Genomic DNA, 12,379 nt, shown 5'->3' with positions numbered 1-12,379 from the left:
AGTCGAAGAGTAGAAGCAGCCGCGCGGCGCGCCAATTACATCGGATGTCATCGCGCTCAGCAATGCGGCGGCGGCTTCTTTCTGGCGAGCCGCCTGGACGCGGACTATGATGTTTGGGTTTGTTCCCCTCTTGTCCCGTTCGTTACTGGAAAGGAAGAACATCATGCCCACGATGAAAGCAGTCGAAGTGAAGCAGGCCGGCGGCCCGCTCGAACTGGTGGAACGTGAAGTGCCCGAGGCGCGCGCCGGTCACGTGCGCATCAAGATTCATGCTTGCGGCATCTGTCACAGCGATGTGATGACCAAGGAAGGCCTGTGGCCGGGGCTGGCCTATCCGCGTGTGCCCGGTCACGAGATCGCGGGCGTGATCGATTCGCTCGGCGCGGAGGTCGAGGACTGGCAGGTCGGGCAGCGAGTCGGGGTCGGCTGGCACGGCGGCCATTGCGGCAAATGCGAACACTGCCGCCGGGGCGACTTCGTGCTGTGCAAGTTCGCTCTCATCCCCGGCATCAGCTACGACGGCGGCTACGCCGAATACATGGTGGCCCCGGTCGAAGCGTTGGCGCGCATTCCCGACGACCTGTCCGATGTCGATGCCGCGCCGCTGCTGTGCGCGGGCATCACGACCTTCAACGCGATACGCAATAGCGGCGCGCGCGCCGGCGACGTGGTCGCGATTCTCGGCATCGGCGGGCTCGGCCATCTCGGCGTGCAGTTCGCGCGCAAGATGGGCTTTCGCACGGTGGCGATCGCTCGCGGTCAGGACAAGGCGCCGCTCGCGCAGCAACTGGGCGCGCATCACTACATCGACAGCAAAACGGAAAACGTCGCCGAGAAGCTGCAGGAACTGGGCGGCGCGAAGCTGATCCTCGCCACTGTGACGAGCGGCAAGGCGATGACCGCCACGCTCGGCGGTCTCGGCCTGAACGGCAAGCTGGTGATGGTCGGCGTTTCCGAAGAGCCGATCGAAGTGCCGATCGTGCAGTTCATCATGGGCCGCAACTCGGTGCAAGGCTGGCCCTCCGGTACCTCAGCCGATTCGCAGGACACGCTCGCGTTCAGCGCATTGAGCGGCGTCAAGCCGATGATCGAGGAATATCCACTCGCCGAGGCGCCGCAGGCCTTCGACCGGATGATGAGCGGTCACGCGCGTTTCAGGGTGGTGTTGAAGATGGCTTGAGTCGACTGGCACACGCATGAGATCCGCGCGCCGAACAGCCGCGCGCAAAAAAAATGCGATCACCGGTTTCCCGGCGATCGCACCGCGCGTTGAAGAACGCTCCTTGAAGCGACGCGTCGTGCGGCGAGCAAAAGCTCGCCGCGTCAACAGCACTCAAGCCAGATCGAAACGATCCAGATTCATCACCTTGACCCACGCGGCAACGAAGTCGCGCACGAATTTCTCGTTGCCGTCCTCGCTCGCGTAGACCTCGCCCAAGGCGCGCAGCACCGAGTTCGAGCCGAACACCAGATCGACGCGCGAACCGGTCCACTTGACCTCGCCGGTCTTCGTGTCGGCCCCCTCGAACGTTTCCGCAGCCTGCGACACCGGCGTCCACTCCGTACCCATGTCGAGCAGATTACGGAAGAAGTCGTTGGTCAGCGTTTCCGGCTTGCTCGTCAGCACCCCTTCCTTGCCGCCGCCCACCTTCAGCACGCGCAGGCCGCCGATCAGGACCGTCATCTCGGGCGCCGTCAACGTCAGCAGTTGCGCCTTGTCGATCAGCAGCTTCTCCGCCGTCACCGGGAACTTGCCGCCCAGATAGTTGCGGAAGCCGTCGTGAACCGGCTCGAGCATCTTGACCGATTCGACGTCGGTCTGATCCTGCGACGCGTCCATGCGACCCGGCGTGAACGGCACACTCACCTGCTGCCCGGCATTCTTCGCGGCCTGCTCGATGCCGGCGCCGCCCGCCAGCACGATCAGGTCGGCGAGCGAGATCTTCTTGCCGCCTGACTGCGCACCGTTGAACTCGCTCTGGATGCCTTCGAGCACCTTCAGCACCTTCGCGAGCTCAGCGGGCTGGTTGACGTCCCAGTCCTTCTGCGGTGCGAGCCGGATGCGCGCGCCGTTGGCGCCGCCGCGCTTGTCGGAGCCACGGAACGTCGAGGCCGATGCCCAGGCGGTCGTGACCAGTTGCGACACCGACAGCCCCGACGCGAGGACTTTCTGCTTCAGCGCCGCGACGTCCTTGTCGTCGACGAGCGGATGGTCGACGGCCGGAATCGGGTCCTGCCACAACAGTTGCTCGCTCGGCACTTCCGGGCCCAGATAGCGGGCGATCGGACCCATGTCGCGGTGCGTCAGCTTGAACCACGCGCGCGCGAACGCGTCGGCGAACTCGTCGGGATTGGCCATGAAGCGCCGCGAGATCTTTTCGTAGATCGGGTCGAGGCGTAGCGACAGGTCGGTCGTCAGCATCGTCGGCAGCAGCTTTTTCGACGCATCGTGCGCGTGCGGGATCGTGGGCTGCGCGCCCTTCGCGACCCACTGATTCGCGCCCGCCGGGCTCTTCGTCAGCTCCCACTCGTGGCCGAACAGGTTCTGGAAGAAGCCCATGCCCCATTGCGTCGGCGTCGCGGACCACGTAACTTCGAGACCGCTCGAGATCGTATCGCCACCGCGGCCGGTGCCGAAGCTGCTGCGCCAGCCGAGCCCCTGAGCCTCGAGACCGGCACTTTCCGGTACCGGGCCGACGTTTTCGGCGGGGCCCGCGCCGTGCGTCTTGCCGAACGTGTGGCCGCCAGCGATCAGCGCCACGGTTTCCTCGTCGTTCATCGCCATGCGGGCGAACGTTTCGCGGATGTCGACCGCCGCGGCGAGCGGATCGGGATTGCCGTCGGGGCCTTCCGGGTTCACGTAGATCAGGCCCATCTGCACCGCGCCGAGCGGGTTTTCGAGGTTGCGTCCGGGCGGATCGGTGCGGCTCTTCTCCGTGCCGTGCAATTCCTCGTCGGCGACGATCACGCCTTCGTCGCTTTCCCTGCCGGCCGCGCCCTTGCCGTAGCGCACATCGCCGCCGAGCCAGGTTTTTTCATTGCCCCAATAGACGTCCTGATCCGGTTCCCACGTGTCCTCGCGGCCGCCGCCGAAACCAAAAGTCTTGAAGCCCATCGTTTCGAGCGCGACGTTGCCGGTCAGAACCAGCAGGTCGGCCCACGAAATTTTCTGGCCGTATTTCTGCTTGATCGGCCATAGCAGCCGGCGCGCCTTGTCGAGGCTCACGTTGTCCGGCCAGCTATTGAGCGGCGCGAACCGCTGCTGGCCGCGCCCCGCGCCGCCGCGGCCGTCACCGATGCGGTACGTGCCGGCGGCGTGCCATGCCATACGGATAAAAAGCGGACCGTAGTGGCCGAAGTCCGCTGGCCACCAGGGCTGCGAATCGGTCATCAGCGCGGCGAGGTCTTTCTTGATCCCGGCGTAGTCGAGGCTCTTGAACGCCTCGGCATAGTTGAAGTCCTTGTCTAGCGGATTGGAGCGGTTCGAATGCTGGTTCAGCAGGTCGAGGCGCAATTGCTTCGGCCACCAGTCTCGATTGGTAGTCCCGCCGCCGGCGGTGTGGATGAACGGGCACTTTGCTTCGTTTGACATGCGTTCTCTCCTTTGGAGGATGTCTCCGTTGTCGATCGGAGTCGGTGCGTGGGCACTCTCTCCAATCCCATGCAAGGTCCTTGTTATGCGTTTGTCATCGTGTCAGGCTTCCGTGGCAATTTGGCGATCCGCAAAAGCCCGACATTCAGCCGAATGGCTCGGCAGTGCACTCATGAAATCCAGGGTCGAGGCAAACGTAGCCGGCGTCTGTAACGGGTGACTCCGGTCGGCGCGCCACTCCTATTCGAATATAGGCGAGGGCAAGTTTCAATAGAATTCGAATCCGGCAATGCCGGCAATAGACAGCGACTATAGAGGGCGAGAACCGCGCGGCGCGCTGCATTACTGTATGCCGATCGATCGCCACTGCGTGGAAGCTTGAGCGCGCCCGGCTGTTTTGCGCCAGGCGCAGCCGACTGTGTGATAGGGTTTCGCGTTTCGTCCGCAACTGAGTGGGCACTGCTTTCTTTTCAGGCAAGCGTCTGCGGGCGCGTCTGAGCGGAGCAGAATGACGCCAGGCGGCGTGCGCCCGAGGAGTGTCCCGAACCGTGTCCCAAGCCGTGCCGAAAGCTGCCCCGAACGCTGAGCTCGCCACCGTCCAGCCCGTCGAATCGCTCGTCGTGCCGGAACTGCTCGATGGCCGCGACGGCACCAATCGCGGCGCGGCGCAAACCTCGCAGCTATCGGCGCGCAACGACCTCGACGCCGTGCGCGCGTGGCTCTCCAATTACGCGGACACCAAGACCACTTTCGACAACTACCGCAAGGAAGCCGAGCGGCTGCTGCTGTGGGCCGTCGTGCAGTTGGGCAAGCCGCTGTCGTCGCTGACGCACGAGGATCTGCTGCTGTTCAAGGCGTTCATCGCCGATCCGCAGCCGGCCGCGCGCTGGGTGTCGGCGAACGGCGGCAAGTACGCACGCGGCGATGCCCGCTGGCGGCCGTTCAACGGGCCGCTGTCGCCGGCCAGCCAGCGCCAGGCGCTGATCATCCTGAACGCGATGTTCACGTGGCTCGTCAACGCCGGATACCTGCGCGGCAATCCGATGGCGCTGCTGCGGCAGCGCGCGAAGCGCTCGGCGCCGCGCGTGACGCGCTATCTGTCGACGTCGCTGTGGGACGAAGTGAAGCTGTTCGTCGAGCAGCTGCCGCAAGACACCGATGCTCAACGCGCGTACTACGCGCGCTGCCGCTGGCTGAGCACGCTGTTCTACCTGCAGGGCATGCGCATTTCCGAAGTCGCCGGCGGGCAGATGGGCCAGTTCTTCAGAAGGCTCGGCGCCGACGGTCGGGACCAGTGGTGGCTCGAAACGCTCGGCAAAGGCGAGAAGGAGCGAATCGTGCCGGTCTCGACCGAACTGGTTCAGGAGCTGCGCAGCTACCGGACGCTCAACGGACTCGCCGCGCTGCCTACTCGCGCTGAGGAAATTCCCTTGGTGCTGCCGTTCAAGGGCCGCAACCGCTGCCTGTCGCGCTCGGCGATTCACGACGCGATCAAGGGCATCTTCGCGGGCGCGGCCACGTGGTTGCGCGCGCGCGGTCCCGAATTCGCCGATCGCGCCGACGAGCTCGAGCGCGCGTCGGCGCACTGGCTGCGTCATACGGCCGGTTCGCATCAGGCGGACGGCGGCGTCGATCTGCGCACGATCCGCGACAATCTCGGCCACGTCTCGCTGAACACGACCAGCCTTTACCTGCACACCGAGGACGACGCGCGGCATACCGAGACCGTCAATCGGCACCGGATGAACTGGGACGACGCGAAGTCCAAAGACGGCAATGCGGGCGGCAAATAAGCGCGGACCGGGCGTGTGAATCACGCCGTTTTTTTGCGCGTTTTCTTTATTTCCCAGTTGAATCAAATCACAAGGTGATGCGCGCCGGGCATTGCATGTGCGGTTGCGCGCGGGCAATGACGCATGGGTTGGCGCGTTCGCGTCTATACGCGAAGCACATCGTTCTTTCCGGCCGATTCAAATCCGCACAGAGTCCGTGATACGGCGTAGTCGACCAATTTTCCCCGGCGACGATTCAGATCTCAAGAATGCAAAATGCCGACCGTTATCAAAAGCGTCGCTCGACAAATAAAACAGTACAAACCGGGGAATGAAGTTGAAAAACATCACAAACGCGCTGTTGGCGTCGGCTGCGTGCGCGACCTTTCTCGCGGGCTGCGTGAGCAGTGGGCAAGGCCAGCTCGTCACCACCCCGAATCGCCCGACCGAAGTGAGCGTGACCGCGTATCAGCCGTTGCCGACCGATGTGTACGTCGTCAATGTGGTCGATCGCGATGTGGTGATCGTCGGCGGCGATACGTATCTCTGGGTCGTCGGCCAGGACGGCGTCCGGCATCGACAGTTCTATGCGCATGGCGATCATCGCGCGGAGGTTTTCCGGCGTCGTGAGGAACTGCATCGCGTGATGGCGAGCCATGACGGTCATTTGCCGGAGCGTCCCGGCGGCGCGCATCCGCCGCTCGGGCACCCAGGCGGCCCCGCGCCGGCGATGGCCGCGCACGGACAACCGCCGCGGGCGGACATGCACGCCGCGAGGCCGGCCAGGCCGATGGCGCGGACGGCCGCACACGGACAGCCGTCCCGCGCCTCCATGCACGCGACTGGGCGGGTCGGGCGCGCACCCGCGACGGCTGCGCACGGACAGTCGTCGCGCACGGACATGCACACCGCTGGGCCGGTCAGGCCCGCGGAGGCGCCCTCGGCGAAGCGGGTGCCGAAAGATCCGAACAGGTCATAAGCTCGCCGACACGCGGTTGATCGCGTAAGCGGAAGAATCGCGCGGGGACAGACCGACGCGCGCGCCGGCGCGCCGGCCAACCGCCTCTCGCCGTGGCGGGGTCCCCTTTGCTCACGCCTGAGAGGCCGGCACGCTGGCCAACAGCCCCTCGCCGTGGGCTTGTCCCCGCGCTCACGCCAGGCTGTCCCGCGTTCCGCCCGCCACGAGCCAAAACCGCACGCCCAAAGCGCCTCCGCACGTCGCCTCCTCCCCCCCAACTCCCCGCCAATCCCACCCCATTGCCCGCTAGAATTGCCGGCTTTGCCCGCGTCGGGCGCGCCGCAAGGCAAAATACGGGTTTTGCGCGCGCCGCACGCGCGGCCGAACTGGCTCGCGAAGCGTCCCGGACCGTCGAGCGTCGGCTCGGCGCTTGCACCATCGGCCCGGGCAGACGTCCGCGACCGCGCACCGACCCGCAACATCACAGCCCCGCCCGGCCCGTCAGCTTCGCTGCCCGGCGCACGCGGCGCGGCGAGGACCGCTCGTCCCCAACAGAGCAGATCAGGAGCCTTTATGAGCGATTCGAACCCATCCTTCCTCGGCCGGATTTCCCTGGCCGTCGGCACGTTTTTCAGCATTCTCGGCAATGGCGACTTCGCCGCCGACGTGCTGCGCCTGCGCAACGGCGAAAAGTTCGGCGCGGCCCCGGCGGCCGCCCCCGCCGCCACTGCAGCCCCAGCACCCGCCCCCGCTCCGCAACCGAAGCCGCAACCCGCGCCGGTGCTGAAGGAGGCCACCCCCGACGCCGCGCTGCAACTGCTCGGCCTGCTGCAACGCGACGCGCGCTTCATCGATTTCGTCGAGGAAGACATCAAGGCCTATAGCGACGCCGATATCGGCGCGGCCGCGCGCCTCGTGCACGAAGGCTGCCGCGCGACGCTGCGCGAGCACTTCACGATGCGCCCGGTGCGCGACGAAGCCGAAGGCAGCCGCGTGACGCTGCCCGCGGGCTTCGATGCGAGTTCGGTCCGGCTGACCGGCAACGTCGTCGGCAGCGCGCCGTTTAGCGGCAGCATCAGCCATCGCGGCTGGCGCGTCGACGAGGTGCGTCTGCCGAAGCTCGCGGACGGCCATAACGCGAAGGTCATCGCACCGGCGGAGGTGGAACTATGAGCGACGCACGCTACTCGATCGGCATCGACCTCGGCACCACGCACTGCGCGCTGTCCTACGTGGACACGCACGCGAGCGACGGCGAGAAAACCACCCAGGAGGTGCTGTCGATCGCCCAGCTCACGGGCCCCGGCGCAATCGACACTCTGCCGCTCTTGCCGTCGTTCCTGTACCTGCCGCATCCCGACGAACTGGCCTCCGGCGACCTGTACCTGCCGTGGACCGGCCAGCGCGAATTCGCGGTCGGCGAATTCGCGCGCAATCGCGGCGCCGGCACGCCGATCCGGCTCGTGTCGAGCGCGAAAAGCTGGCTGTGCCATCCGGGTGTCGACCGTCGCGCGGGCATTCTGCCCAACGACGCGCCGCCCGAAGTCGCGCGCGTGTCGCCGCTCGAAAGCTCGGTACGCTATCTGACGCACCTGCGCGAGGCGTGGGAGCACGCGCATCCGGACGCGCCGTTCGGCGAGCAGGACGTCACGGTGACGATCCCCGCATCGTTCGATCCCGCCGCGCGCGAGCTGACCGCCGAAGCCGCCGAGGCCGCCGGCTTCACGCGCATGACGCTGCTCGAAGAACCGCAGGCGGCGCTCTATAGCTGGATCCAGAAGAGCGGCGGCCAGTGGCGCAAGCAGGTCAAGGTCGGCGACATCATCCTCGTCGTCGACGTCGGCGGCGGCACGACCGACCTGTCGCTGATCGCGGTGATCGAGCGCGACGGCAATCTCGAACTGCATCGCGTCGCGGTCGGCGATCACATCCTGCTCGGCGGCGACAACATGGACCTCGCGCTCGCGCACGTGGTCGCGCGCAAGCTCGCCGCGCAAGGCACCCAGGCCGACGCGTGGCAACTGCGCGCGCTGACCTACGCGTGCCGCGCGGCGAAGGAAACGCTGCTGTCCGACCCCGCCACCGAGACCGTGCCGCTCGTCGTGCCGAGCCGCGGCTCGAAGCTGATCGGCGGCTCGATCCGCACCGAGCTGACACGCGCCGAACTCACGCAGACGATCCTCGACGGTTTCTTCCCGCAGGTCGACAGCGCCGCGCGTCCGGTCAGCCGCGCGCGCGTCGGCCTGACGCAGCTCGGCCTGCCGTATGCGCAGGACGCGGGCATCACGCGGCATCTGGCGGCGTTCCTCGGCCGTCAGGTCGGCGCGCTCGCCGAACTCGAAGGACTGCGCGAACACGTCGCGCAAAACGCGAGCTTCCTGCATCCGACCGCCGTGCTGTTCAACGGCGGCGTGTTCAAGTCGACGCTGCTGGTCGAGCGCATCATGAGCACGCTGAACGGCTGGCTCGCGGCCGAAAGCGCCGCGCCAGCCCGTCTGCTGGAAGGCGCGGACCTCGATCTGGCGGTCGCGCGCGGCGCGGCCTACTACGGCTACGTGCGACGCGGCCGCGGCGTGCGGATTCGCGGCGGCACCGCGCGCGCGTACTACATCGCGATCGAATCGGCGATGCCCGCCGTGCCCGGCCTCGAACCGCCGGTGCAGGCGCTGTGCGTCGCGCCGTTCGGCATGGAAGAAGGCACCGACGCCGAGCTGCCCGCGCAGGAGTTCGGGCTGGTGGTCGGCGAGCCGGTGCATTTCCGCTTCTTCGGCTCGTCGGTGCGTCGCCAGGACCAGGTCGGCACGCTGCTCGAATACTGGGGCCCCGAGGAGTTGCAGGAGCTCGAGGAAATCCAGGCGACGCTGCCGGCGGCCGGCCGCACCGCCGGTGAGGTCGTGCCGGTGAAGCTGCATGCGCGCGTGACCGAAGCGGGCACGCTCGAACTCGAGGCGATCCCGCGCGGTTCCGACGAACGCTGGAAAGTCGAATTCGACGTGCGCGGCAACGCGAATGCGTGATTGACATGAAGCGGTACAGCGTCGGCATCGATCTCGGTACCAGCAATACGGTGCTCGCGTACGCGGAAGTCGGATCGCAGCAGATCCGGGTGTTCGAGATCGAGCAGCTGGTGAGCCCCGGCGAGGTCGCCGCGCGGCCGCTGTTGCCGTCGGTGCGCTATCAGGTGGCCGACGGCGAACTGAGCGCGGCCGATCTGCAGTTGCCGTGGTCCGGTGCGCGTGCGGCGTCGGGTCGAGGCAAGGACACCGCGCAGCCGGTCGTGGTCGGGCGGCTCGCGCGGCTGCTCGGCGCGCAGGTGCCGGGGCGGCTCGTCGCGAGCGCAAAAAGCTGGCTGTCGCATGCGTCGGTCGATCGCGTCGCGCCGATCCTGCCGTGGGGCGCGCCCGACGACGTCCGCAAGATTTCGCCGCTCGACGCGAGCGCGAGCTACCTCGCGCACGTGCGCGCCGCATGGAACCAGCACTTTCCGAAGGCGCCGCTCGAACAGCAGGACGTCGTGCTGACGGTGCCCGCGTCGTTCGACGAAGGCGCGCGCGCGTTGACCGTCGAAGCGGCGCGGCTCGCGGGGTTGCCGTCGTTGCGGCTGCTCGAAGAGCCGCAGGCCGCGTTCTACGACTGGCTGTTCCGGCATCGCGACACGCTTGCCGACGAGTTGGCGAACACCCGGCTCGTGCTGATCTGCGACGTCGGCGGCGGCACCACCGACCTGACGTTGATCGAAGTCGGCCTGACTGACGACGGCGAGCCGCGCCTGACGCGCGTCGGTGTCGGCAATCACCTGATGCTCGGCGGCGACAATATGGACCTCGCGCTCGCGCATCTGGCCGAGGGGCGGCTGTTGGGTGCTGGTGGTGCTGGTGGTGCTGCTGGCGGCGGTGCGCAGGCGCCGCAGCGGCTGTCGGCGGCGAGCCTGTCGCAACTGGTCGAGCGCTGTCGCGTCGCGAAGGAGCAGCTGCTCGGCGCGCAGGCCCCCGACTCGGCGCCGGTCACGCTGCTCGGCGCGGGCTCGAAGCTGATCGGCGGCGCGCGCACGACGCAGGTCACGCGTGACGAGGTCGAGAAGCTCATCGTCGATGGTTTCTTCCCAAGGGTGGCGGCTCACGAGCGACCGGGTCGGCCGCGCGGCGCAATCGTCGAATTCGGCCTGCCGTATGCGACCGACGCGGCGGTCACGCGGCATATCGCGGCGTTTCTGGAACGCTTCGCCGCGCAGTCGCGCAAGGCCCTCGGCGCGGAGTCCGGCACGCCGGACGCAAACACGGCAGACGCCTCAGCCGCCCTGCCCATTCCCGACACGCTGTTGCTCAACGGCGGCGTGTTCCGCGCCGACGCACTGTCGCGGCGTCTCGCCGACACGCTCGGCGGCTGGCGCGGTGCGCCGCTCAACGTGCTGCACAACGACAACCCCGACGTCGCGGTCGCGCGCGGCGCGGTCGCCTATACGCTCGCGCGCGCGGGCTTCGCGCCGAAAATCGGCGGCGGTTCGCCGCGCAGCTATTTTCTGGTGCTCGACGAAACGCCCGCCGGCAAAGATGGCGCCGTGCCGGACGCAGCGCCGGCGCAACGCGGCATCTGCGTGCTGCCGCGCGGCACCGAGGAAGGTCACGAGATTCTGATCGCGGAGCGCACCTTCGCGCTGCGGCTCGGGCATCCGGTGCGCTTTCACCTGGTGTCGTCGAGCGCCGATACCGCGTACCAGCCCGGTGAACTGGTCGACCTCGCGGGCGGCGACTTCGTGCGCCTGCCGCCGATCGCGACGATCGTCCAGCCGCGCGACGGCGACCGCGCACGCGAAACCGCGGTGCGCATCGCGACGTCGCTGACCGAGGTCGGCACGCTCGACGTCCATTGCATCGAGTTCGACGATCCATCGCAGCGCTGGCTGCTCGAATTCCAGCTGCGCCGCGAAGACGCGCCAGTGGATCTGTCCGCCGATGGCGCACCGCAACGCCACCCGGCGCTCGATCGCGCGATCGAACTGATCGACCGATGCTTCGGCGGCCGCGCGCAGAACGTCGACCCGAAGGAAATCAAGCGGCTGCGCGCGCAGCTCGAACATCTGCTCGGCCCGCGCGATAGCTGGAATAGCGCGTTGCTGCGCGAACTGTTCGGCGCGCTGTGGGAGCGCGCGCGCCGCCGGCGCCGCTCGGCCGATCACGAACGGCTGTGGCTGAATCTGGCCGGCTATTGCGTGCGGCCAGGCTTCGGCTATCCGCTCGACGAATGGCGCGTCGAGCAGCTGTGGACGCTGTTCGACGATGGCATCCAGTACGTGACCGACAGCCAGGTGTGGTCGGAATGGTGGACGCTGTGGCGCCGCGCGGCAGGTGGCCTCGGTGAAGACGCGCAATTGCGCGTGCTCGACGCGATGGACTATCTGCAGAACGCCGCGCAATCGCGTCACAAGCTGCCGTTCGATGTCGCGAAGACCGGCTTCGCCGATATGGTGCGTCTGTCCGCATCGCTCGAACGAATTCCGGCCGAACGCAAGATCGAGCTCGGCGAGTCGGTGCTTGCGCGCCTGCAAAAGCCCGCGGAAAACCATCAAAGCTGGTGGGCGGTCGGACGGATCGGCGCGCGGCAGCCGTGTTACGGCAGCGCGCACAGCGTCGTGCCGCCGGAGGTCGCCGCGCGATGGCTCGACGCGATCCTCGCGCTCGACTGGAAGAAGGTCGACCCCGCCGCGTTCGCGGCCGTGCAGATCGCCCGCATGAGCGGCGACCGCTCGCGCGACCTGCCCGACGAGCTACGCGCGAGCGTCGTGCGTCGCCTCGAAGCAGCGAGCGCGCCGCGCGCCTGGATCACGATGGTCAGCGAAGTCGTCGCGCTCGATAACGCCGACGAAGGCCGCGTGTTCGGCGAATCGCTGCCGGTGGGCTTGAAGCTGATCGGCGGCTAAAGCGGGTTGCGCCTCGTGTGGCGTCCAGATCGGTTCGGCGCTGCGCAGAAGAAATATTCAGCCGATACTTCGCCCCTATTTGCCAAGCGCCTTTATTTGGATCTCGCTCGACTATGCTACAGCGCGACATGTAAATGCGA

7 protein-coding genes are annotated in these 12,379 nt (G+C 67.3%); 6 read left to right on the top strand and 1 reads right to left on the bottom strand.

Annotation, left to right across the window (positions count from 1 at the left end):
* The first annotated feature begins 163 nt into the window (after nt 1-163).
* Nucleotides 164-1,180 carry an alcohol dehydrogenase gene (locus tag L0U84_RS08410; protein WP_233849205.1) on the top strand — a complete coding sequence of 339 codons (1,017 nt, stop codon included), beginning with the start codon at nt 164-166 and terminating at the stop codon, nt 1,178-1,180.
* Between the two features lie 153 nt (nt 1,181-1,333).
* On the opposite strand, the gene katG is transcribed toward L0U84_RS08410, so the two are convergent.
* On the bottom strand, nt 1,334-3,592 hold the full coding sequence (katG, locus tag L0U84_RS08405; protein ID WP_233849204.1) for a catalase/peroxidase HPI: 2,259 nt from the start codon (nt 3,590-3,592) through the stop codon (nt 1,334-1,336).
* A gap of 548 nt (nt 3,593-4,140) precedes the next feature.
* Here katG and L0U84_RS08400 point away from each other — a divergent pair.
* The 5 genes from L0U84_RS08400 to L0U84_RS08380 all read left to right on the top strand — a co-directional run bounded on the left by L0U84_RS08400 (nt 4,141) and on the right by L0U84_RS08380 (nt 12,239).
* The gene (locus L0U84_RS08400; protein WP_233849202.1) at nt 4,141-5,385 is read left to right on the top strand and encodes a tyrosine-type recombinase/integrase; all 1,245 of its coding nucleotides are present in this window, start codon (nt 4,141-4,143) and stop codon (nt 5,383-5,385) included.
* Nucleotides 5,386-5,695: 310 nt separating this feature from the next.
* Nucleotides 5,696-6,343 carry a hypothetical protein gene (locus L0U84_RS08395; protein WP_233849200.1) on the top strand — a complete coding sequence of 216 codons (648 nt, stop codon included), beginning with the start codon at nt 5,696-5,698 and terminating at the stop codon, nt 6,341-6,343.
* Nucleotides 6,344-6,895: 552 nt separating this feature from the next.
* The gene (locus tag L0U84_RS08390) at nt 6,896-7,495 is read left to right on the top strand and encodes a DUF2760 domain-containing protein (RefSeq protein WP_233849199.1); all 600 of its coding nucleotides are present in this window, start codon (nt 6,896-6,898) and stop codon (nt 7,493-7,495) included.
* Complete coding sequence (locus L0U84_RS08385; protein ID WP_233849198.1) at nt 7,492-9,339, top strand: Hsp70 family protein; 1,848 nt, start codon at nt 7,492-7,494, stop codon at nt 9,337-9,339. The genes L0U84_RS08390 and L0U84_RS08385 overlap by 4 nt, the downstream gene beginning before the upstream one ends.
* Before the next feature lie 5 nt (nt 9,340-9,344).
* Entirely contained in the window at nt 9,345-12,239 is a 2,895-nt protein-coding gene (locus L0U84_RS08380) for an Hsp70 family protein (RefSeq protein WP_267939532.1), read from the top strand.
* Nucleotides 12,240-12,379: the final 140 nt, after the last annotated feature.

The organism is Paraburkholderia sp. HD33-4, assembly GCF_021390635.1.
In the GTDB taxonomy this organism is placed as follows: Bacteria; Pseudomonadota; Gammaproteobacteria; order Burkholderiales; family Burkholderiaceae; genus Paraburkholderia.
The sequence above is the reverse complement of the archived record's forward strand: the minus strand, read 5'-3'. Positions and strand labels throughout refer to the sequence as shown.